15 protein-coding genes are annotated in these 22,582 nt (G+C 74.0%); 9 read left to right on the top strand and 6 right to left on the bottom strand.

The window, feature by feature from the left end; genetic code table 11:
• Positions 1–11: 11 nt before the first annotated feature.
• Both ftsX and ftsE read right to left on the bottom strand, forming a co-directional pair.
• Positions 12–929 (bottom strand): permease-like cell division protein FtsX, encoded by a 918-nt coding sequence (gene ftsX / locus AB0K80_RS07150; RefSeq protein ID WP_365666729.1) that lies wholly within the window; start codon positions 927–929, stop codon positions 12–14.
• A gap of 39 nt (positions 930–968) precedes the next feature.
• Complete coding sequence (gene ftsE, locus AB0K80_RS07145) at positions 969–1,658, bottom strand: cell division ATP-binding protein FtsE (protein WP_190202671.1); 690 nt, start codon at positions 1,656–1,658, stop codon at positions 969–971.
• A 260-nt stretch (positions 1,659–1,918) separates the two neighbouring features.
• Here ftsE and AB0K80_RS07140 point away from each other — a divergent pair, with 260 nt between their 5' ends.
• On the top strand, positions 1,919–2,110 hold the full coding sequence (locus tag AB0K80_RS07140) for a hypothetical protein (RefSeq protein WP_365666726.1): 192 nt from the start codon (positions 1,919–1,921) through the stop codon (positions 2,108–2,110).
• 98 nt (positions 2,111–2,208) lie between these two features.
• On the opposite strand, the gene AB0K80_RS07135 is transcribed toward AB0K80_RS07140, so the two are convergent.
• The 4 genes from AB0K80_RS07135 to AB0K80_RS07120 all read right to left on the bottom strand — a co-directional run bounded on the left by AB0K80_RS07135 (position 2,209) and on the right by AB0K80_RS07120 (position 8,027).
• A complete protein-coding gene (locus AB0K80_RS07135) occupies positions 2,209–2,844 on the bottom strand; it encodes a hypothetical protein (protein ID WP_365666725.1) in 636 nt (211 codons plus the stop codon).
• 280 nt (positions 2,845–3,124) lie between these two features.
• A complete protein-coding gene (gene prfB, locus AB0K80_RS07130) occupies positions 3,125–4,231 on the bottom strand; it encodes a peptide chain release factor 2 (protein WP_365666723.1) in 1,107 nt (368 codons plus the stop codon).
• Positions 4,232–4,969: 738 nt separating this feature from the next.
• Complete coding sequence (locus AB0K80_RS07125) at positions 4,970–6,223, bottom strand: serine/threonine-protein kinase (RefSeq protein ID WP_365666721.1); 1,254 nt, start codon at positions 6,221–6,223, stop codon at positions 4,970–4,972.
• 121 nt (positions 6,224–6,344) lie between these two features.
• Positions 6,345–8,027, bottom strand: a complete 1,683-nt coding sequence (locus AB0K80_RS07120) for a serine/threonine-protein kinase (protein ID WP_365666719.1) — start codon at positions 8,025–8,027, stop codon at positions 6,345–6,347.
• A 365-nt stretch (positions 8,028–8,392) separates the two neighbouring features.
• Here AB0K80_RS07120 and AB0K80_RS07115 point away from each other — a divergent pair, with 365 nt between their 5' ends.
• The 8 genes from AB0K80_RS07115 to AB0K80_RS07080 all read left to right on the top strand — a co-directional run bounded on the left by AB0K80_RS07115 (position 8,393) and on the right by AB0K80_RS07080 (position 22,537).
• Positions 8,393–12,274: an FHA domain-containing protein gene (locus AB0K80_RS07115; RefSeq protein WP_365666717.1), complete on the top strand. Its 3,882-nt coding sequence runs from the start codon at positions 8,393–8,395 to the stop codon at positions 12,272–12,274.
• A 237-nt stretch (positions 12,275–12,511) separates the two neighbouring features.
• Positions 12,512–13,939, top strand: coding sequence for an ABC transporter substrate-binding protein (locus AB0K80_RS07110; RefSeq protein WP_365666715.1), 1,428 nt, complete (start codon positions 12,512–12,514; stop codon positions 13,937–13,939).
• A gap of 5 nt (positions 13,940–13,944) precedes the next feature.
• Entirely contained in the window at positions 13,945–15,291 is a 1,347-nt protein-coding gene (locus AB0K80_RS07105) for a sugar ABC transporter permease (RefSeq protein WP_365666713.1), read from the top strand.
• On the top strand, positions 15,288–16,205 hold the full coding sequence (locus AB0K80_RS07100; RefSeq protein WP_365666711.1) for a carbohydrate ABC transporter permease: 918 nt from the start codon (positions 15,288–15,290) through the stop codon (positions 16,203–16,205). Before AB0K80_RS07105 ends, AB0K80_RS07100 begins: the two co-directional genes overlap by 4 nt.
• 157 nt (positions 16,206–16,362) lie before the next feature.
• Positions 16,363–16,680: a hypothetical protein gene (locus tag AB0K80_RS07095; protein ID WP_365666710.1), complete on the top strand. Its 318-nt coding sequence runs from the start codon at positions 16,363–16,365 to the stop codon at positions 16,678–16,680.
• A gap of 163 nt (positions 16,681–16,843) precedes the next feature.
• Positions 16,844–19,048, top strand: a complete 2,205-nt coding sequence (locus tag AB0K80_RS07090; protein WP_365666708.1) for a bifunctional glycosyltransferase family 2 protein/CDP-glycerol:glycerophosphate glycerophosphotransferase — start codon at positions 16,844–16,846, stop codon at positions 19,046–19,048.
• A gap of 1 nt (position 19,049) precedes the next feature.
• On the top strand, positions 19,050–21,272 hold the full coding sequence (locus AB0K80_RS07085) for a bifunctional glycosyltransferase family 2 protein/CDP-glycerol:glycerophosphate glycerophosphotransferase (RefSeq protein ID WP_365666706.1): 2,223 nt from the start codon (positions 19,050–19,052) through the stop codon (positions 21,270–21,272).
• The gene (locus AB0K80_RS07080) at positions 21,269–22,537 is read left to right on the top strand and encodes a hypothetical protein (protein WP_365666704.1); all 1,269 of its coding nucleotides are present in this window, start codon (positions 21,269–21,271) and stop codon (positions 22,535–22,537) included. The genes AB0K80_RS07085 and AB0K80_RS07080 overlap by 4 nt, the downstream gene beginning before the upstream one ends.
• Positions 22,538–22,582 lie beyond the last annotated feature (45 nt).

Raw genomic sequence — 22,582 nt, 5'->3', positions numbered from 1 at the left:
CTTGGCATGCGTCACACCTTCAAGTACTTGCGCAGCGCGAAGAACGCGGCCAGCGCGGGCATCAGCAGGCTCGTGGCGAGGATGAGCGGCAGCTTCGTCAGGACGGCGTCCCAGCCGATGAAGTTGATCAGGTTCAGCTTCTCGGACAGCGCCAGGCCGTGGTCGATGATGAAGTACCGGGCGAGCAGCAGGAAGCCGCACGCGAGCGTGCCGCCGATGAGCCCGGCGACCGCGGCCTCCGCGATGAACGGCGCCTGGATGTAGAAGCCCGAGGCGCCGACCAGGCGCATGATCCCGGTCTCACGCCGGCGGCTGAACGCCGAGACGCGCACGGTGTTGACGATCAGCATCAGCGCGACGACGAGCATCAGCGCCATCACCGCCCGCGCGGCCCAGTTCATGCCGTTGAGCAACCCGAACAGGTTGTCCAGGATGCCCTTCTGGTCCTGCACGGACTGCACGCCGTCCCGCCCGTCGAAGGCGGTCGCGACGACCTGGTACTTCTCCGGGTCCTTCAGCTTGATGCGGTACGACTCCTGCATCTGGTCCGGCGTCAGGGACGCGGCCAGCGGGGAGTCGCCGAACTGCTCCTTGTAGTGCTTGTACGCCTCGTCCTGCGACTCGTAGGTGACCGTCTGGACGATCGGCATCTTCTTGAGGTCGGCCTCGATCTGCTTCTTCTGGTCGTCGGTCACCGCGCCCTTGGCGCAGTTGGGGTCCGACTCGGCGTCGGACTTGTTGCACAGGAAGATCGAGACGTTGACCTTGTCGTACCAGTAGCCCTTCATCGTGCTGACCTGGTCGCTCATCAGGAGCGACCCGCCGAACAGGGCGAGCGACAGGGCTACGGAGACGATGACCGCGAAGGTCATCGTCAGGTTGCGGCGGAGACCGACGCCGATCTCCGAGAGGACGAACTGGGCGCGCATGGCGGCTTCTTCGGGCCTTTCCGTGGACTGCTACGGGGGTCAGTGCTGGTAGCCGTAGACGCCGCGTGCCTGGTCGCGGACGAGGCGGCCCTTCTCCAGCTCGATGACGCGCTTGCGCATCTGGTCCACGATGTTCTGGTCGTGCGTCGCCATCACCACGGTCGTGCCGGTCCGGTTGATGCGGTCCAGCAGCTTCATGATGCCGACGGAGGTCTGCGGGTCGAGGTTGCCGGTGGGCTCGTCGGCGATGAGCAGCTTGGGCCGGTTGACGAAGGCCCGCGCGATGGCCACGCGCTGCTGCTCACCACCGGACAGTTCGCCCGGCATCCGGTCCTCCTTCCCGCCGAGGCCGACGAGGTCGAGCACCTGGGGGACGGACTTGCGGATCTCGCCGCGCGACTTGCCGATGACCTCCTGCGCGAAGGCGACGTTCTCGGCGACCGTCTTGTTCGGCAGCAGACGGAAGTCCTGGAACACCGTCCCCAGCTGGCGGCGCATGTGCGGCACCTTCCAGTTGGACAGGCGTGCGAGGTCCTTGCCCAGAACGTGCACCTGCCCGTGGCTGGCCCGCTCCTCGCGGAGGATCAGCCGCAGGAAGGTGGACTTTCCGGAGCCGGAGGACCCCACGAGGAACACGAACTCGCCCTTCTCGACCTCCAGGGAGACATCCCTGAGGGCGGGGCGGTTCTGCTTGGGGTAGACCTTGGAGACGTTGTCGAATCGGATCACGGATGCACCACGGGTAGCCGGGGGTAGATGAGCGTGACCATACGCGAACCGGGTATGGGACCGCAGTCACCGGTTGGGGTTGCGCGGCGGATATGCCGTTTTGTACGGGTTCCTTTGACGTCCGGTCCGCGACCGGGCACCGCCACCCCTTCGCGGACGCCCCGCGCACCCTCCGGAGGAACCTGGCACAGTGGAGGGGGAACGTTCGCGCCGCCGCGAGCGTTGAGCTACATGGAAACCGGTGCAAGGAGGGCGAGCGCATGACGTACGACCGGCTGGTGTGCGCGAACTGCGCGGCGCCCGTGAGCGAGGGCCGGTGCCCCGTGTGCCGTGCGAACCGCGAGCGGCTGCAGCAGGAGAACTTCTTCGCGGGGCTGAACCCGATGACGCTGATCGCACTGCTGGTCGTGCTGATCGCGGCGGTGGCCCTGCTGGCCCACCAGACCGCGTAGGCCCCCTCGCGGCCGGTTCGGCCGAGGCGACGAGAAGGGCCCGGAGCGTGACGCTCCGGGCCCTTCGCCGTGTACGCCGGGTACGCGGGCGGCTACCGTCAGGCAGCGGCCCCGCCGCGGCCGCCCATCATGCGCGGCAGCACCCGGAAGCCGATTCCGCCGGCGATCATCGTGGCGGCGCCGACCAGCAGGAACGTGGTCTGCGCGGCACCGGTCTCGGCGAGCTCCTCACCGCCGCCCTGGGCGGTGGGCGCCGGGGTGCTGCCCGAGCCGGTGTCGGTGAGGGCCGAGGAGCCCTGCTCCTGGGTGGAGGCGCCGGAGCCGCCGTCCGGGTCGGCGGCGTTGCCGCCACCGTTGCCGTGGCCGGAACCGTTGCCGTTCCCGTGGCCGTTCCCGTTGCCGCCGTGGCCGTTGCCGTTGCCCGGGGCGGTGGGGTCGGCGGACGGGGGAACCGGGTCCTCGGTGGGCTCGGTGGGCTCCTCCGTGGGCTCGGTCGGCTCGTCGGTCGGCGGGGTCGCCGGAGGCGGGGTGACCGGGTCGGTGGGGAGCTCGGTGGGCGGCGGCGGCGTCACCGGCGGCGGGGTGGTCGGGTCGTCCTTGGCGCACAGCACGCCGAACAGGCAGTCCTCCGCCTCCGTGGCGGATGCGGCACCCGCCGCGGTCAGCGAGGCACCGGCGGCTATCACGGCACCGGCCGCGATGCGCGCGACGCGAATACGCGTCTTGCTGGTCATGTGGTTGCTACCCCCAGTAGCTGAATCGTCAGTGAGGCGGCGTTCGGGGCCGTGATCGACGGAGGTAGCTGCAGATGAAGCCCCCCGGTTCACATGCGCCCCAGAGACAACGCATGCCACGCTTCACCCTTCCCATTTTTCAAAGCAACGTCAAGGCCGTTGCGTGCGCCATGTCCATGAACGGGCGCTTTACGGGAACTTGGCGGTCGTGAGTGTGATGTAAAACCCAGACATAACGACAACTGCCGCCCGGGGGGCGGCAGTTGTGATGTCGACAAAGTTACTTCTGCTGCTGCTTGCGCCAGCGAATTCCAGCCTCGAGGAATCCGTCGATCTCGCCGTTGAACACGGCCTCCGGGTTGCCGACCTCGTACTCGGTGCGCAGGTCCTTGACCATCTGGTAGGGGTGCAGCACGTACGAACGCATCTGGTTGCCCCAGGAGTTGCCGCCGTCGCCCTTGAGGGCGTCCATCTTGGCCTGCTCCTCCTGCCGGCGCCGCTCGAGCAGCTTGGCCTGCAGGACGTTCATCGCCGTGGCCTTGTTCTGGATCTGGGACCGCTCGTTCTGGCAGGAGACGACGATGCCGGTGGGGAGGTGGGTGATCCGCACGGCGGAGTCGGTGGTGTTGACGCCCTGGCCGCCGGGCCCGGAGGACCGGTAGACGTCGATGCGCAGGTCGCTCTCGTCGATCTCGACGTGGTCGGACTGCTCGACGACGGGGAGCACCTCGACACCCGCGAAGGAGGTCTGGCGCCGCCCCTGGTTGTCGAAGGGCGAGATCCGCACGAGGCGGTGCGTGCCCTGCTCGACGGAGAGGGTGCCGTAGGCGTAGGGCACCTGCACCGCGAAGGTGGTCGACTTGATGCCGGCCTCTTCGGCGTACGACGTCTCGTAGACCTCGGTCTTGTAGCCGTGCCGCTCGGCCCACCGCAGGTACATCCGCTGGAGCTTCTCGGCGAAGTCGGCGGCGTCGACGCCGCCGGCCTCGGCGCGGATGTTGACGAGCGCCTCACGGGCGTCGTACTCCCCGCTGAGGAGGGTCCGCACCTCCATCTCGTCGAGCGCCTTCTTCACGGCGACGAGCTCGGCCTCGGCCTCGGCCCGGGTGTCCGGGTCGTCCTCCTCCTCGGCCATCTCGAACAGCACGGCGAGATCGTCGATCCGCGAGCGCAGGGCCTCGGCCTTCCTCACCTCCGCCTGGAGGTGGGAGAGCTTGCTGGTGATCTTCTGCGCCTCGTCCGGGTTGTCCCACAGGGACGGCGCGGCCGCCTGCTCCTCGAGCACGGCGATGTCTGCCCTCATCTTGTCGAGGTCCAGAACGGCCTCGATCGACTCCATGGTCGAGGAGAGGGACTTGAGCTCTTCGGATACATCGACGACTGCCACGCCTCCAGCGTAACGGCTCCGCCAGGCGGGGGTGCGGGGCCGGGGCCTCCGGCGGGGTGCGAGGAGGGGGCCGGGGGCCCGGGCCTTTTGGCCGAGCGTGAGGAGGGGGCGGGCGGTGTGCCAGGGGCGAGGTGTCCCGGGTGGGGGCGGGGGCGGCGGGTCCGGGCCTGCTGGTTGACCGTGCGGAGGGGGCCGCTGGGCGCCCCCTACGGGCTTCGCGGCGGGGCCCGGGGCCGGGCCTCCCGGCCGATCGCGTCGAGCGGGCTGCCGGGGGTGCAGGGGGCGGAGTGTCCCGGCTGGGGGCTGGGCAGCGGGCACGGGCCTCCCGGCCGATCGCGTGGAGGGGACGCCGGGGTACGGGGCCGAGCCCCGGGGGCCTGGGCCCCCGGCCGACCGCGTCGAGCAGACCGCTGGGGGTGCAGGGGGCGAAGCCCCCGCCGGGGTTCGGGGCGGAGCCCCGCCGGGGTTCGGGGCGGAGCCCCGGGGCCCGCGCCTCCCGCCGACCGCGTCGAGCGGACCGCCGGGGGCGCAGGGGGCGGAGCGTCCCGGCTCGGGGCGGGACAGCGGACGCAGGCCTTCCGGCCGACCGCGTGGAGGAGCCGCCGGGGTTCGGGGCGGAGCCCCGGGGGTTGGTCTTTCGGCCGACCGTGTCGGGTGGGCGGGTGGGGAAGGGCGGGGGCGGGCCCCCGCCGGGGCTCCTGGCCGACCGTGTCGGGTGGGTGGGAAAGCGGCCCGGGGTCAGGGGGACGGTGGGGCCGAGGTGCTGGTGTTCTGGGGGGTCGCGCCGGCGTCGTCGCCGGAGGTGGCCAGCCAGGTGCCGACGCCGACCGCCGCGACCAGGGCCACCGCCCCCGCCCCCAGCGCCACCCGGCGGCGCCGCGCCGCAGCCCGGTTGCGGGCCGAGCCGGGGCGCGGCGCCCCCGCCGCCCGGGGCGCCCGGGCCGTCCCCAGGGCGCCGCCGGCCAGCTCGTCCGGCGCCGGCACCCTCATCGACGTATGCGTGTCACGGTTGGAGTCGGCCGGCTTGGCGCCCGGCACCAGCGGTACCGCGCCGCGCCGCCGTACCGCCCGCCCGGCCGGCGCCGGCCCCGCGGGCGTCTCCTGCCGGTCGGCCGCGGCCTCCTCGGCGGGCTCCACGTCCGGCTCGTCCACGTCCAGCGGCGGCATCCCCGCGAGAAGGGGCAGCAGCTCCCGCAGCCGCGCCGCCAGCTCCGAGGCCCGCAGCCGCGAGGCCGGCGCCTTGGCCAGGCACTGCACCAGCAGCTGCCACAGCTCGTCCGGGATGCCGGGCAGCGGAACGACCGTCTCCGTCACGTGGCGGCGCAGCACCGCGCCGGGGTGACCGCCACCGAACGGGGTGAAGCCGGCCAGCAGCTCGTACAGGACCGTGGCCAGCGCGTAGATGTCCACGGAGGCCCGGGGCGGCAGGCCCTCCACGATCTCCGGCGCGAGGTAGTCCGGCGTGCCGATGATCTTCGTGGCCCGTGTCCGGCGCGGGGTGTCGATGAGTTTCGCCACACCGAAGTCCGTCAGCAGCGCCCGGTGCGAGCCGCCGGGGCCGAGCGGGCCCTGCATGTCCAGCAGGATGTTCTCCGGCTTGACGTCCCGGTGCACGACCCCGGCCGCGTGCGCCGCCGCCAGCCCCTCCGCGACGTCCGCGACGATGGCGGCCGCCGCCTCGGGGGCGAGCCGCCGGTCCCGTTCCAGCCGGGTGCGCAGGTCCGTACCGCGGACGAGGTCCATCACCAGCGCCAGGTCGTTGCCGTCGACGACGAGGTCGCGTACGGACACGACATGGGGGTGCTCCAGCCCCAGCAGGGCCGTGCGCTCCTGCACGAACCGCCCGACGAGTTCCTCGTCCGAGGCGAGATCCTCGCGCAGCAGCTTGATGGCGACCGGGCCCTCGGGTCCCTCGCCCAGCCACACCGTGCCGGCGCTGCCCCGCCCCAGGATCTGGTGGGCGGTGTACCGGCTGCCGATCTTCCGTGCCAAGGCTGCTCCTACCGACGCGTGTTGCCGACAAAACTACGCGTCCGGCGAGCCGGCCTTCACCGAGGAGGCGGAAATCACCCGCCAGTTGTCGACAAATCCCCAGAGTCGACAGCCGCTGCCGCTACTTCGACGAGCCCAACTGCCCGATCCAGTCGCTCACCTGGCCGAACCAGTCGCTGATCTGCTGCCAGTAGCCCTTGCCGGTGCCGATCCACTCCTGAAGCGGGCTCAGTTCCCAGATCAGCCAGCCCGCGACGAACAGGATGACGAGCGTGAACAGGCAGCCCTTCAGGCAGCCGAGCCCGGGGATCCGCATCGGGTTGGCGCTGCGCTGCCGCTGCCGGGGCTCACGCACGGGCCGTTGCGGCTCGGGCGGCGGCGGGGGCGGGGCGTACCGCTGCGGCTGCGGCTGCTGGGGCCGCGGCGGGGCGTACGGCTGTGGCTGGTGCTGCTGCTGCGGATGGCCGTAGCCGGGACCGGGCGGCGGGGGCTGCTGACCGCGCGGCTGCTGCGGCCGGCGCGGCGGCTGCTGGGGCCGGGCGACCTGGCGCTGGGGGCGGCGGCGCAGCGGGTCCTCGTTCGGGTCGAGGTACTGGATCTGCGTCTGCTCGTTGCGGTCGCGGGCCGCCCGCAGCTGGGTCTGCCAGGGGTGCGGCTCCTGCTGGCCCGGCTGACCCGGCTGCCCCGGCTGTCCGGGCGGCACCGGCGGCATGACGGCCGTGGGGTCGGCCGCGCCGCGGTGGGGCAGCACGGCGGTGGGGTCGGCGGCGCCTGAGGTGTGCGGCAGGACGCTGGTCGCGGCGTTGGGGTCGTACGCCCCCGCGCCGTGCGGCAGGACCTGCGTCGGGTCGGCGTCCCCGGAAGCACCCGGCGTACCGGGCACGGGCGCCGGCGCCGGGTCGGGCGCGAGGAGCGCGCCGACGTTCTCGGCGGCGGCGATCTGCGCGGAGGTGGCGTGCACCCCGATGCCCTCGGCGACGACCCGCAGGGCGCGCGCGAGGCTGACGGCGCTGGGCCGCTCGTCGGGGTTCTTGCGCAGGCAGCGCTCGATGACCGTCCACAGCGGGTCGGGCACCGTGGACGGGCGGCGCGGCTCGGCGCTCAGGTGCTGGTGCAGCACTTCCAGGGCGGAGCCGCCGGCGAACGGCGGGCGGCCGGTGACCAGCTCGTAGAGCAGGATGCCGGCGCCGTAGATGTCGACCGCGGAGGTCTGCGGGCGGCCTTCGGCCGACTCGGGCGCGACGTACGCGGGCGTGCCGACGAACTCGTGGGTGCGGGTCAGGCCCGGGGAGTCGGCCAGGCGTGCGATGCCGAAGTCGGTCAGCATCGGGTGCAGCTGGTCGCCGTCCTGCCGCAGCAGCACGTTGGCCGGCTTCAGGTCGCGGTGCACCACGCCGTCGGCGTGGCTGGCGGCGAGCGCGTCGGCGATCTGGGCGGTGAGCAGCGCGGCGCCGACGGGGGTGAAGGGCCCGTTCTCGCGCAGGTGGCGATGGAGGTCGGGGCCCTCGACGAGGTCCATGACCAGGGCCAGCAGATCGCCCTCGACGACCAGGTCGCGGACCCGGACGATGTTGGGGTGGGTGAGCCGCAGCAGGACGGAGCGCTCCCGCAGGAACCGCATCACGACGTCGGCGTCGCCGGCCAGCTCCTCCCTGAGGACCTTGATCGCCACGGTCTCGCCGGGCTGTCCGGGCACGGCCGCCTCGGCGCCCGCGGTCTCCCGCTGGCGGGCTCGCCAGACGGTGCCCGTGGCGCCGCGTCCGAGCGGCTCCTCGAGCAGGTACTTGCTGCCGACTGGCCGCACGTCACGCGCTCCCTGCTGCTTGCCTTGCCTGCTTGCCTGTGCTCCGACCCACTGTAGTGCCGGGTGCCGAGGACCGGACTGTCGTCTTTCTGTGGGTCTTACGTACCGGTCCCCGTACACGTTCGAAGGAAAGACGCTCGCCTCGGTCTCCAGGTTGCCGAAACCGGGCGTGACCGATCTCAAGCGGTCGGCGGGGTGTCGTCTGTCAGGCACTTTTGCGGGCAGAGCCGACCAATCAAGATCACTTCTTCCCGAGCGGCGGGCGTGTTGTCAGTGACAGGTGCGAGGATGCGGGGAGTTACTGGCCGACGTGCTCGTGTGGGGTGGGGGACTCCGCGCCCGCGCAGAAGGGACCGCTGACGGCGATGCAGATCCGGCTGACCGTCGTAGACCCGCTGGGCCCGCCCGATGGGGCGCGGGGCCGCGCCGCGAGCTGCGACGTGCTGGTCACGGCACCCGCCGGTACGGCTCTGGCCGCGGTGGCGTCCGCACTGGCCTCCGCGGTCGCCGGTGAGGCGGGCGCGGGCCGCGAGTCCGGCTCGGGCACGGCGGTGCTGTACGCCGGTGACCTGCGCCTCGACCCCCAGCGCTGCACGCTCGGCGAACCCCCGCTGACCGACGGCGCCGTGCTGTGCGTGGGCGCCCCCGGCGAGCCCGAGCCGCACCCCGAGCTGGACGACGCCCCGGCGCAGCTGCACGTCGTCGCCGGACCGGACGCGGGCGGGGTCCATCTGCTGCACGGCGGCGAGATCCGCGTCGGCCGCTCCGCCGACGCCGACGTGCCGCTCGACGACCCGGACGTCTCCCGGCTGCACTGCGCGGTGACGGTGACCGCCGACGGGCGCGTCTCGGTCGCCGACCTGGACTCCACCAACGGCACGACGCTGGACGGCCGGCGCGTGGGCCCCCGCCCGGTGCGCTTCCCCCCGGGCGCCCTGCTGCGCATCGGCGAGTCGGCGCTGCGGCTGGCCCCGCCCGGCGGCCCGGGTGGCCGGGTGGAGACGGCCCCCGACGGCGAGGGCCACGTGCGCGTGCCGGACCCCTCCGGCGCTGCGGCGGGCTCGGCCCCGGCCCCGACAGGCCCCGGCGAGGTCACGCACCACTCCCACGGCACGGCGGGCTGGGGGACCCCGGGCAGGGGACACGGCCCGGATGAGCCGCCCCTGGTGCCCGGGCAGGGTGCGGCACCCGCCGTGGAGAGCCGGGGCGAGGTCTCCGGGGCGGGCCCGGCTGCCGGGCGCCCCTCCGGCGGGAACTCCGATGAACATTTCGCCGTGCGCCCCGGGACGCGGGCGGACGAGGACGGCAGCCGGGCTCCCCTCGGGCACCGGGCGCCGACGGTGCCGGGCGAGGCGGACACGCACGCGGGACGGTCCGGGGTGGCGGGCCACCCGGGACGGTCCGGGGTGGCGGGCCCCGGCGAGGCCGCGCCGGCGGCTCCCACGGCCTACACGGCGGTGTCCGCAACCGCGCACCCCGGTGCGGCGGCTCCGGGTACCCGGGCCCCCGGCGCGCCGGGCGCGGCCCCCACGGGCCCCGGCGCGGCGGCCTCCGGAGGCACGACCGCCCGTACGACAGCCCACAGCAGCGCTTCTCCCCATGCTCCGGCCGCCACGTCGTCCCCCACCGCCGTGTCCCGGGACGACAGCGCACCGCACGGCGGCACGCCCCCCAGGGACGCCGCCCCGCACGGCGTCACACCCCCGGATCGCTCGGGGCGCGGCAGCGCGGATCCCCGTACCTCGGCCCCCGGTGTCCCGGCTCCCCGGACCCCGGGCACGCCGGCCCGCGACGGTTCCCGACCGGGCGGCGCTCCCGGCTTCTCGCCCGGCGGCGTCCCCGGCTCCCGCCCGGGCGTCGACGGCGCCGGCCTCGCCGACCCCGACGACCGCGCCCCTGGCTCCACCGGCCGGAAAGGCACCCCCCTGCGCGGCACCGAGCTGCCCCAGCAGGGCGGTGGGCGGCGGCGCGGCGGGCTCGGTGCGTGGGCGCGGCGGCTGGCCGGGGGGCGCGGCGACCAGGACGAGGCCGGTCCCGAGGCGGTGTACGAGGAGGAGCCGGCCGAGGCGGTCGCCGAGCCCCCGGCGGCGGTGGGGCCCGTACGGGAGACCTGGCCGGATCCGGCCACGCTGCTGCTGACGGCCCTGGGTCCGGGGCCGCGTCTGTGGGAGCGCGGGCCCGGGCACCCGGAGGTGCTCGCGGTGCGGCTCGGCACCGCCGACCGGGCGGCACCGGACGGCTCGCGCCTGCTGCCCGCCGTGCCGGTGACCGCCGGGCTGCGCGAGGTGGGGGCGCTGGGGCTGGCCGGGCCGCGGGACCGGCTCGCCGGGCTGGCCCGCGCGGTGCTGGCCCAGCTGGCCGCGCTGCACTCCCCCGACACCCTGGAGATCGTGCTGGTCAGCGCCGACCGTGCCCGGCCGGTGGAGGAGCGCACCGCCGCATGGTCCTGGCTGGGCTGGCTGCCGCACGTCCGCCCGGGACACGGCCAGGACTGCCGTCTGCTGCTCGCCTACGACCGCGAGCAGGCCACGGCCCGCACCGGCGAACTCCTGCGCCGCCTGGAGGACCTCGCGCCGCAGGCCCGGCCCGCCCCCCGCGATCCGGCCCGGCGCCCCTCCTGGGCCCGGGACGACGCCGGCGCCGGCGCGGCGGACGGCTTCACGGGGCCGTACACGGTGCTGGTGGTGGACGGCGACCCCGGTGGTGCCGGTGTGCGGGAGGCGGTGGCGCGGCTGGCCCTGGAGGGGCCGCGCGCCGGTATACACGTGGTGTGCCTGGCCGAGACGGCCGCGGCCTCCCCGGTGTCCCCGGTGACGGAGACGTACGAGGCGGCCTGCGCGGTGTCGCCGGCGTTCCGGGAGTGCGGTGCCGTCGCCCTGCTCAGCGGCGACGTGGCGACGGCCCTGCGGCTGATGCGCGTGGCCCACCCCGGCCAGGCGGCCACCGGAAGCGCCGCCCCGGCCCCCATCAGCCACGGCACCATCGCCACCGTCGACGCCGTCTCCCTGCCCTGGGCGGAGCGGTTCGCCCGGGCGCTGGCGCCGCTGCGCCCGGACACCGCCGCCGCCGAACGGCACCCGCGCGTGTCCGCCCCGCTGCCCCAGGCGGCCCGGCTCCTGGACGAGCTGGGTCTGGCCCGGGCCACCCCGGCGTCGCTGATGGCGCGCTGGGCGGACGCCGCCGACGACCCGGAGGCGCTCGGCGGGCGGGTGTGCGCCGTGCTGGGCGCCGGGCCGCGCGGCCCGCTCGGGGTGGACCTCGCGGCCGACGGACCGCACCTGCTGATCGAGGGACCGGCGGGCAGCGGCCGTACGGAGCTGCTGCGGGCGGTCGTCGCGTCGCTGGCCGCCGCCGAGCGGCCGGACCGGCTCGGCGTCGTCCTGGTGGACGGCCGGGGCGGCACCGGCTCGGACGGCGCCGGCGAGGGCCTGCGCGTGTGCACGGACGTCCCGCACGTCACCACCCATCTGGCCGCCAACGACCCGGTCCGCATGCGGGAGTTCGCCCAGTCGCTGACCGCCGAGCTGAAGCGGCGCGCCGAGCTGCTGGGCCGGTCCGGTTTCGCCGAGTGGCACACCGGCCGCGCGCTGTCCGGCCGGATGGTCGCCCAGCGCACGGCGGCCACCCGCGGCACGGCGGGCGGCGCCGAGCCCACCGGCGACCTGGACGCCCCGCCCAGTACGACGATCCGGCTGCGGCCGGGGGCGGCCCGCCGGCAGACCGAGGCCGCGCCCCCGCTGCCCCGGCTCGTCGTGGTCGTGGACGACCTGGACGCGCTGGTCTCCCCCGCGCTCGGCTCACCCGGACGGCCCGCGGCCGGTTCCGTGATGCGCGCGCTGGAGGCCGTGGCCCGGGACGGCGAACGGCTCGGCGTGCACCTGGTGGCGGCCACCGGCCCCTGTACCCGTACGGCCCAGACCGAGCCGGTCCGGCGGGCCACCCTGCGGATCACGCTCGACCCGCCGGCCCCCGGACCGGACGAACCGGCCCCGGGCCGCGGCCGCCTGGCGCACGCGGACGGGCGGGTCACCCCGTTCCAGGGCGGCCGGGTCACCGGCCGGATCCCGCGCACGGCGACGCTGCGCCCCACGGTGGTGCCGCTGGAGTGGCACCGCATGGGTGACCCGCCGGCCCGGCGTCCCGTGCGGGAGCTGGGCAACGGACCGACGGACCTGGCGCTGCTCGCCAGCGCGCTGGAACGCGCGGCGCGTGAGGTCGCGGCGGTCCGGGTGCCGTCGCTGCTGTAGCGCCGCGTCGCGGACGCCCGCACGGACCGCGTCGAGATGCCGTCGCGTCCGTCGTGCACGAGACTGTGGGCCGGGGGGACGGTCGAGTTCGGCTGCCCCCGGCCCGCCGCGTCACGACGCGGTCACGATGTCCTCCTTGACAGCCGGTGCGCTCTTGCCGACCCGACCCCCCGGGCGTAGACCAGATCGCACGGGACAGCGCTCGACGTTCGACGAGGAACGAAGAACGGGGCAGTGATGCGCAGCACGAGCAGCACCATCCGGACACGCAGGTCTCCCAAACAGCCGACCAGGCACCCGACCAAGCACCCCACCCGGCACCCGACGGCGGGCAGAGCCGCAGCGGCCGTCGTCGCGGCGCTCGCCCTCTCCCTCACCGCCTGCGGAGGCGGCGACGACGGCGACACCGACACCGGCGGCAGCACGCCGGACACCGGCAACTCCGTCACCCTGCCCAAGCTGAACGGGCAGAGCCTGGAGGTCGCCGCCGTGTGGACCGGCGCCGAACAGGCCAACTTCAAGAAGGTTCTCGCCGAGTTCGAGAAGCGCACGGGCGCCAAGGTCACCTTCGTGCCCGCCCAGGACCCGATCATCAACTTCATCGGCTCGAAGGTGGCGGGCGGCCAGCCGCCGGACGTCGCGATGCTGCCGCAGCCCGGCGCCATCAAGCAGGCCGTCGACAAGGGCTGGGCCAAGCCGGTGAACTCCGACGTCCAGTCGGAGCTGGGCAAGAACTACTCCCAGGGCTGGCAGGACATCGGCAAGGTGAACGGCAAGCAGTACGGCGTCTACTACAAGGCCGCCAACAAGTCGCTGATCTGGTACAACGCCCAGGTCTTCGAGAACGCCGGAGCCAGCGAGCCGAAGACGTGGAAGGACCTGCTGACCACCGCGCAGGCCGTCTACGACTCGGGCGTCACGCCGTTCTCGGTCGGCGGCGCGGAGGGCTGGACGCTCACCGACTGGTTCGAGAACGTCTACCTCTCCCAGGCGGGCCCGCAGAAGTACGACCAGCTGGCCAAGCACGAGATCAAGTGGACGGACCCGTCCGTCGCGGACGCGCTGAAGACGCTGGCCGAGATCTGGGGCAAGCCGAACTACGTGGCGGGCGGCGCCAAGGGCGCGCTGCAGACCGACTTCCCGGCCTCCGTCACGCAGGTCTTCACCGGCGGCGACCAGCCGAAGGCCGCCATGGTCTACGAGGGCGACTTCGCGCAGGTCAACATCCAGCAGACCAAGTCGAAGGTCGGCACCGACGCGAAGGTGTTCCCGTTCCCGGCGGTGGGTGACACCGCTCCGGTGGTCTCCGGCGGCGACGCGGCGGTGATCCTGAAGGACTCCAAGGGGGCGCAGGCGCTGGCCAAGTTCCTGGCCTCCCCGGACGCGGCCACCATCCAGGCCAAGCTGGGCGGTTACCTCTCGCCGAACAAGAGCGTGCCGAACTCGGCGTACCCGAACGAGGTGCAGCGCACGATCGCCAAGGCGCTCATCGACTCCGGGGACGACTTCCGCTTCGACATGTCCGACCAGGCCCCGCAGGCCTTCGGCGGCACGCCCGGCAAGGGTGAGTGGAAGGCGCTCCAGGACTTCCTGAAGAACCCGAAGGACGTCGCGGGTACGCAGCGGAGGCTGGAGGCCGACGCGGCCGCCGCCTACGGAGGCTGATGGGCATGGCGTCGGCCACGGCGGGAGGGGCCCCTGCGGCCCCTCCCGCTCCCAAGTCGCGCAAGAGTGTGACGGGCACCCGCAAGACGGTGGCGGCCCTGTTCCTGCTGCCCGCCCTGGTGCTGCTCGGCGCGCTCGTGGTGTACCCGATCGGGTACTCGGTCGTACGCAGCTTCTACGACCAGTCCGGCAACGGCTTCGCCGGGGTGGACAACTACAAGGCCCTCTTCACCGACGAGGGCATCCGCACCGCCCTGAAGAACAACGTCATCTGGGTGGTGTTCGCGCCGACGGTCGCCACCGCGCTCGGCCTGATCTTCGCGGTGCTGACCGAACGGGTGCGCTGGGGCACGGCGTTCAAGCTGGTCGTCTTCATGCCGATGGCGATCTCGATGCTGGCGGCGGGCATCATCTTCCGCCTGGTGTACGACCAGGACCCCGACAAGGGCGTCGCGAACGCGGTGTGGGTGGGCGTCCATGACACCTTCGCCCAGTCCTCGGCGTTCCCGAAGGCGCACCCGGGCCGCGAGTCGCCGCTGCGGGCGGCGGGCGGGGGCGCGTTCGTCACGAAGTCCCCGGTCCGTGCGGGCCAGGTGGTCAGCCTGCCCCTGGTGGGTGTGGCCCCGGACCTGATGCCCGGCGACGCGAAGAAGGCCGTGGCGGCCGAGCCCGAGCCGGGCAAGATCACCGGCACGGCCTGGCAGGACTTCACCCGTGGCAAGGGCGTCGGCAAGCTGAACACCCCCGACGCCTCCGAGCTGGGCTACGCCGGGATGCGGATCGAGGCGGTCAAGGACGGCAAGGTCGTGGCGTCGACCCGGGCCGGCGACGACGGCACCTTCACACTGCCCGCCAAGGCCGACGGCGCCCAGCTGCGGCTCCCGGCGAGCAACTTCAAGGAGCCGTACAACGGGCTGGACTGGCTCGGCCCGTCCCTGGTCACACCCGCGATCATCGGCGCGTACATCTGGATGTGGGCCGGTTTCGCGATGGTGCTGATCGCGGCGGGGCTGGCGGGCGTGCCCCGGGAACTGCTGGAGGCCGCCCGGGTGGACGGCGCGAACGAGTGGCAGGTGTTCCGGCGGGTCACGGTGCCGCTGCTCGCCCCGGTCCTGGCGGTCGTCACCGTCACCCTGATGATCAACGTGCTGAAGATCTTCGACCTGGTCTTCATCATCGCCCCGGGCTCCTCCCAGGACGACGCCAACGTCCTCGCGCTGGAGCTGTACCGCAAGGGCTTCTCCGAGGACCAGCCGGGCATCGCGAGCGCGATCGCGGTGTTCCTGCTGCTCCTGGTCATCCCCGTGATGTGGTTCAACATTCGTCGGCTCAGGCGGGAGGTGCGGCGATGACCGCGGACGCGGGCAGTCTCCCCACCAAGGCGGCACCGCCGCCCGCCGCCACCGTCAAGGCCCGGCACTCCCTGGGTGCCCGGCTCGCCGAGGGCGTCAGCGGCGGTCTGCTGCGGGTGTTCCTGATCGTCGTCGGCCTGTTCTGGCTGGTGCCGACCATCGGTCTGCTGCTGGCCAGTCTGCGCGCCCCGGAGGACATCGCCGCGAACGGCTGGTGGAACGTGTTCACCGAGCCGTCGCAGCTGACCTTCGGCGCCTACCGGCGGCTGCTGGAGAACGAGGACATCACCAGCTCCCTGCTGAACACCGTCTACATCACCGTCCCCGCGACCGTCCTGGTCGTGGTGATCGGCTCGCTGGCGGGGTACGCCTTCGCCTGGATGGAGTTCCCGGGCCGCGACTGGTGGTTCCTGGGCGTGGTCGGGCTGCTGGTGGTGCCGGTGCAAGTGGCGCTGATCCCGATCGCCGAACTCTTCGGCGAGATCGGCATCTTCGGCTCGATCGTCGGCGCGGTCGTCTTCCACGTCGGCTTCGGCCTGCCCTTCGCGGTGTTCCTGCTGCGGAACTTCTTCGCGGAGATCCCCCGCGAGCTGCTGGAGGCTGCCCGGCTGGACGGCGCCGGTGAACTGCGGCTGTTCGTACGGGTGGTGATGCCGCTGGCCGCGCCGGCGATCGCGTCGCTGGCCATCTTCCAGTTCCTGTGGGTGTGGAACGACATGCTGGTCGCGCTGATCTTCACGGACGCCGGGAGCCAGCCGATCACGGTCGCGCTGCAGACGCAGGTACGGCAGTTCGGCAACAACATCGACGTGCTGGCGCCGGGCGCGTTCATCTCGATGGTGGTCCCGCTGGCCGTGTTCTTCGCGTTCCAGCGGCAGTTCGTGTCGGGTGTGATGGCGGGCGCGGTGAAGTAGCCCCAAGGAGAGGCGATCGAGGGGCGGGCCCCTGACGGGTCCGCCCCTTCGCGTCCCCCGGTTGCAGCAGCCGCCGTAACCGGGACGGCCCATCGGCCGTTCCCGGGCCGAACGCCCGCGCCGACCGATGGATGCCTCTTGCCCAGGTTCAGTGTGATTGTCCCCTGCCGCCCGCAACGCCGGCACGGAGCGGGCCACGGGCGACTTCCCGCTCTTCCTCGACACCGGGCACCTGCGCGGCTCGCGCTCGCCCCAGCCGCGCCCGGAGTTCCGCCGCCGGCAGTGCCCCTACGACGACGGGCACCCCGCCGAGCGGGTGGTGCGCCAGGTCCTGCCCGGCCGGCGGGGCGTGCCGCCGGTGGTGCCGCGGGAGGAGCGGCTGCGCCCGATGCCCACTGCGGCCGAGGCGCCGTCGCCGTTCACGACCGTGCCGCAGCAGCCCACGCCGTCCCCCACCGTCAACGACCGGCTCTGACGGCCGTTCGCCCTCCGGGAGTCCGCATGCCCTCCGGTTCCTCGCGGCCCACCCCGACCCGGCCGCCCACCTGGCGGCCGACGGGGCGGCCCGGCCGTCTCCCGTGACCTGAGCGCGGCCGCCCCCACAGGACAACGCAGCAGGTCGACACAGAAAGAGCCACATGCCCCGCTTCAGCATCATCGTCCCCTCCCACGGGGTCGCAGGACGGCTGTCCCAGGCGCTGGACTCGGTCCTCGCGCAGTCCTTCGGCGACGTCGAGCTGATCCCGGTCTGCGACGCTCCCGACTCCCCCGCGGCCCACGTCGCCGCCCGGTACGCCGAGCGGGACTGCCGGGTGGCGCCCGTGCACTCCCCGCCGTCGGCCGGGCTGGCCGGGGCGCGCAACACCGCAATGCGGGCGGCGACCGGCGCGTATCTGCTGTTCCTCGACGGCGACGACGTCCTGGTGCCGGGCGCGCTCGCGGCCCTGGACGCCCGCCTGACCCACACCGGCGACGTGGACGTGCTGCACTTCGCGCACGAGCGCGCCCCCTGGTGGGAGGGCGAGCCCCACAACCCGGCCGCGGCGCTGCTGGCCTCGGCGCCCGACGGTGTCTTCGCCCCCGGCCAGGCCCCCCGGCTGACGGGCGTGCACCTGCCGGCGTGGAGCGCGGCCTGGCGCCGGGCGTTCGTCACCGCGCACCGCCTGACCTTCCCCGACGGCCACTTCACGGACGTCGGCTGGGGCGGCCTGGCCCTGCTCGCGGCGGAGCGGACGGCGGTGGAGCGGTCGGTGGTGGTGCGGCATCTCGTCCGGCGGCAGGGCAGCCTGCTGAACCTGCCGGGCGCGCACCACACCGAGCTGCTGGACCAGACGGAGCTGGTGCTGACCCGGGCCGCCGAGCAGGGCCTGCCGCCCGAGCGGGCCCGGCCGCTGTTCGAGCAGCTGTTCGCCGCGATCCTGAGGACGGCCGCCCACCCCGAGCGGCTGCCGGCCGGGCGCCGGGCCTTCTTCCGCCGGGCCGGCGCGCTGTACCGCCGGCACCGCCCGGCCGGTTTCCAGCCCCCCGGCGGCAGCCTCGGCGTGCAGCACCGGCTGCTGGCCTGCGGCGCGTACCCGGCGTTCCGCGCGCTGCGCGAGGCCCACCAGGCCACCTCCAAGGCCCTGGCGCACCTGCCCCGCCCGCACGGGCTGCGCACCCGGCTGCGGTACGAGACCGAACTGCGCCGCCCCCTCGACCCGCACCTCGCCGTGTACTGCGCCTACTGGGGCCGCGGCTACGCCTGCAACCCGGCCGCGATCCACGCCAAGGCCCGCGTCCTGGCGCCGCACATCCGCTCGGTGTTCCTCGTGGAGGCCGGTCAGGAGCACACCATGCCGCCGGACGTCGAGTACGCCGTGATCGGCAGCCGCCGGTACTGGGAGGTCCTGGCCCGCGCCACGTACCTGGTGAACAACGCCAACTTCGCCGAGGGCGTGGTCAAGCGCCCCGGCAGCGTGCACCTGCAGACCCAGCACGGCACGCCGCTGAAGACGATGGGCGTGGACCAGTCGGCGTACCCGGTGGTGGCCGCCGCGACCGGCAGTTTCGCCAAGCTGCTGGGCCGGGTGGACCGCTGGGACTACAACCTGTCCGCCAACCGCCACTCCACCCAGATGTGGGAGCGGGCCTTCCCCGGCTCCTACGAGCAGCTGGAGTACGGCTATCCGCGCAACGACGTGTACTACACGGCGTCCGCCGACGACGTGGCCCGCGTCCGCAAGGAGCTGGGCGTTCCCGAGGGCGCGACGGCCGTGCTGTACGCGCCCACCCACCGCGACTACCGCACCGGGTTCGAGACGGGCGGGCTGGACCTGGAGGCGTTCTGCGCGGCGGCCGGACAGGACGTCGTCGTGCTGCTGCGCGCCCACTACTTCTACGACCGGGGCGGGCGCGGCAGCGGCGGCCGGGTCATCGACGTGACCGGGCACCGCTCGTCGGAGGACGTGTGCCTGGCCGCCGACGCCCTGGTCACCGACTACTCCTCGATCATGTTCGACTACGCCAACCTGGACCGGCCGATCGTCGTGTACGCCGACGACTGGGACGTCTACCGGGAGACCCGGGGCGTCTACTTCGACCTGATGGCGGCGCCGCCCGGCCCGGTGGCCCGGACGCCGGAGGAGCTGGCGCGGGTGTTCCGCGACGGGTCGTACGCCGACGCCGAGTCGGCCGCCCTGCGGGCCGCCTTCCGGGAGCGGTTCTGCGAGTTCGACGACGGGCGGGCCGCCGAGCGGGTGGTGCGCCGGATCTTCCTCGGTGAGCCGCCGGAGGCGATTCCGCCCGTGCTCCCGCTCGCCGAGCGGGTCCCCGCCCCGGCCGCGACGACCCTGGTGAGGAGCTGACGTGCCGCGCTTCAGCGTCATCATCCCCTGCTTCAAGGTGCAGGGCTTCCTGCGCGAGTGTCTCGACTCGGTGCTGGCGCAGTCGTACCGGGACATCGAGGTGATCGCGGTGGACGACTGCTCACCGGACGGCAGCGGCGCGATCCTCGACGCGTACGCGGCCCGCGACGAGCGGGTCCGGGTGCTGCACCTGACGGAGAACGTGGGGCTCGGCCGGGCCCGCAACGCGGCCCTGCCGCACGCCGCCGGCGACTACCTGCTCTTCCTCGACAGCGACGACACCCTCACCCCGGGCGCGCTGCGCGCGATGGCCGACCGGCTGGCGGAGACCGCCGACCCGGACGTGCTGGTCTTCGACTACGCCCGCACCTACTGGTGGGGCGCCACGCGCCGCAACGTCCTCGCGCACGTGCTGGCGGACGCCGGGGACGGCACCTTCACGGCGGCCCAGCGGCCCGAGGTCCTCGACCTGCTGATGGTGGTGTGGAACAAGGCCTACCGGCGGGAGTTCGTCGCCCGGGAGGGCTTCGCCTTCCCGCCCGGCTACTACGAGGACACGCCCTGGACGTTCCCCGTGCTGCTCAGCGCGGAGCGCATCGCCACGCTGGACCGGATCTGCCTGTACTACCGGCAGCGCCGGCAGGGCAACATCCTGTCCACCACCAGCCGCAAGCACTTCGACATCCACCAGCAGTACGAGCGGGTGTTCGCGTTCGTCGACTCCCGCCCGGCGCTGGCGAGCTGGCGGCCGGTGCTGCACACCAAGATGGGCGAACACTGCCTGGACATCCTCGCCAAGCCGGACCGGCTGCCCCCGTCCGCCAAGGGCGAGTTCTTCCGCCGCACCGCCGAGCTGTTCCGCGCGCACCGGCCGGCGGGCACCGAGGTGCCCGCCGGGCTGCGGGTGCTGGAGGGCAGTTACGCGGCCTACGTCCTGCGGCGGCAGGGCGGGCGGGCCGCCCGGGAGCTGGGGCGGCGGGCCCGGCAGGCGCGGGGTGCGGCACTGGGGCGCGCCGGGCGGGTCCGCACCGCGCTCCACACCCTCCGCCCGCTCGACCCGGACCTCGCCGTGTACTCGGCGTTCTCGCACCGGGGCGTCCTCGGCGACCCGGCCGCCGTCTTCCACAAGGCCCGGGAGCTGGCCCCGCACATCCGGGGCGTGTGGGTCCTGGCCGACGAGGAGCTGGCGGCCCGGCTGCCCGAGGACACCGAGCACGTGATCCTGGGCTCGGCCGCCTACCGGCGGATCACCGAGCGGGCCACGTACTTCGTGAACAACGTCAACTGGCCGGGCGGGCTGGTCAAACGCCCCGGCAGCACGCACATCCACACCCACCAGGGCACGCCCCTGAAGTACATGGGCGCCGACCTGCTGGACAAGCCCGGCGCCCGGCACGGCTTCGACGTGCCGCAGATGCTGCGCCGGGCCGACCGGTGGGACTACAGCCTGGTCGCCAACCTGCACTCGGAGCTGGTGTGGGAGCGGGCCTACCCCTGCCGCTTCACCTCGCTGCGCACCGGCAGCCCGCGCAACGACGTCCTGGTCGGCGCCGGTCCCGAGCACGGCCGGGAGGTCCGGGCCCGGCTCGGCGTCCCCGAGGACCACACGGTGGTGCTGTACGCGCCGACCCGCCGGGACTACCGCCGGGGCGGGCACGTGGACCGGATCGACCTGGCCCGGTTCGCGGCGGACCTGGGCGGCGGCCACACCCTGGTGGTCCGCCTGCACCCCTCCCTCGCCGGCGGCCCGGCGCGGGGCCTGGGCCTGGCCGAGCTGCACCGGCGCGGGGTGCTGGTAGACGCGACCGACGTACCGCACGTCCAGGACGTGCTGCTCGCCTCCGACGTGCTGGTCACCGACTACTCGGCCCTGATGTTCGACTACGCCCTGCTGGACCGGCCGATCGTGATCCACGCGGACGACTGGGGCGCGTTCGCGGCCAGCCGGGGCGCCTACTTCGACATCACCGCCGAGCCGCCGGGCCATGTCTCGCGCTCCTACCGGGAGCTGGCCTGGCTGTTCGCGTCGGGGGCGTGGCAGGACGAGGACGCGGCGCGGCTGCGGTCGGCGTTCCGGGACCGGTTCTGCCAGTTCGACGACGGGCGGGCCGCCGAGCGGGTCGTGCGGACGCTGATGCTGGGCGAGCGGATGCCCGCGCCGGTCGCGGTCCGGGACGTCCTGCCGGCTCCGTCGGCCGGCCGTGACGTGCTGACGTCGTCGTGAGGCCGCGCACCTGGGTGCTGGTCCTGGCCGCGGTGTTCGCCGTGCTCCAGCTGGCGAACGTCTCCGGCCGGGACACTCCGGACACCAAGAACTACCTGTCGTACGCCCTGAGTCTGCGCGGCGAGTCCAAGCGGGAGGCGGCGCGGGTCACCATCGACTACGCCTGCATGGGCAAGGCGGCGCTCGCGCGGCGCAACCAGAGCGTGGACGTGGTGCGCTTCCACCGCCCGGACCCCGCCCCGCGGGTGAGGTCGGAGTGCGAGGCCCGGGAGTGGGCGTATGTCGAGCCGCGGCTGCGGGCGGGCCAGACGGGCGGGCACACCGTGCCGTTCATGTCCGAGCGGTTCATGCGGATCTTCGAGGTGCGGCCCGGCTACCCGGTCTTCCTGGTGCCGTTCGTGACGGTCCTCGGCGTGACGTGGGGTCTGTGGGCGGCGAGCGTGGTCATCGCGGCCGCGGGCGGGGTGCTGGCGTTCCTGGTGCTGCGGACGCTGTCCGTGCCGGTGCCCCTGGCACTGACCGGGCAGGCCCTGTACTACGTCCTGCCGTGCGGGACGACCGCCATGCGCCCGATGACCGAGGGGCTGCTGCTGGCGCTGACGCTGGCGGCGCTGTGGGGCTGCGCGCTGGTGCTGGAAGGCCGGCGGGGGCGGGCCGGTGTGGCGCTGGTGGGCGGTTCGCTGGCCGCGCTGTTCACGGTCAAGCACTCGCAGGCGCTGTTCCTCGGGGTGTGCCTGGCGGCGGCGGGCGCGCTGCTGGCCGTACGGCGGTGGCGGCGGGGCCGGGCACCGGGACGCGGGGTGCTCGCGCTGGTGGGCGTGGGCTGCGCGGCCGTGCTCGGTACGGTGCTGCTGGCCCGGCTGCTGCGCTACCCGTCCGAGTCGGACAGCCTGCAGGACCTGCTCACCGGCCACTTCGCCCGGCCCGACCGGGCCGACCCGTGGCGGGAGTTCCTGCATCTGCAGGTCAACTTCTGGGTGGAGTGGCTGCGGCGGCAGCTGTGGCAGCCGCTGTTCCTCGCCTTCCTGGCGGCCGGGGCGTGGGGGGCGCGGCGCCGCCCCGCCTTCGGCGGCTTCCTGGCCGCGGCCGCGTTCACCGGCATCCTCACCCAGGCGGGGCACCCGGACATCACCATCTGGGGCGACCGTCTGATCGTGCTCGCGTGGCTGCTGCCGGTGCTGGGCGTGCCGCTGCTGCTGGAGCCGGCGGCCCGGGGGCGGGTGCCGGTGCCGGCGCAGGGGACTCCGGTGGGGCTGGCCCGGTAGTGCCTCCGGCCGGAGTCACCCGATGAGGTGACGGCAGGTCAGGGC

The organism is Streptomyces sp. NPDC052682, from assembly GCF_040678435.1.
In the GTDB taxonomy this organism is placed as follows: domain Bacteria; phylum Actinomycetota; class Actinomycetes; order Streptomycetales; family Streptomycetaceae; genus Streptomyces.
Note: the sequence above shows the minus strand (reverse complement) of the source record. Positions and strands in the feature narration are given on the sequence as shown.

Excerpts from the sequence above, each read along its gene's own strand:
- AB0K80_RS07090 (WP_365666708.1), top strand. The coding sequence starts at position 16,844 with ATGCCCCGCTTCAGCATCATCGTCCCCTCCCACGGGGTCGCAGGACGG.
- AB0K80_RS07135 (WP_365666725.1), bottom strand. The coding sequence starts at position 2,844 with ATGACCAGCAAGACGCGTATTCGCGTCGCGCGCATCGCGGCCGGTGCC.
- AB0K80_RS07115 (WP_365666717.1), top strand. The coding sequence starts at position 8,393 with ATGCAGATCCGGCTGACCGTCGTAGACCCGCTGGGCCCGCCCGATGGG.
- AB0K80_RS07105 (WP_365666713.1), top strand. The coding sequence starts at position 13,945 with ATGGCGTCGGCCACGGCGGGAGGGGCCCCTGCGGCCCCTCCCGCTCCC.
- ftsX (WP_365666729.1), bottom strand. The coding sequence starts at position 929 with ATGCGCGCCCAGTTCGTCCTCTCGGAGATCGGCGTCGGTCTCCGCCGC.
- AB0K80_RS07100 (WP_365666711.1), top strand. The coding sequence starts at position 15,288 with ATGACCGCGGACGCGGGCAGTCTCCCCACCAAGGCGGCACCGCCGCCC.
- AB0K80_RS07110 (WP_365666715.1), top strand. The coding sequence starts at position 12,512 with ATGCGCAGCACGAGCAGCACCATCCGGACACGCAGGTCTCCCAAACAG.
- AB0K80_RS07140 (WP_365666726.1), top strand. The coding sequence starts at position 1,919 with ATGACGTACGACCGGCTGGTGTGCGCGAACTGCGCGGCGCCCGTGAGC.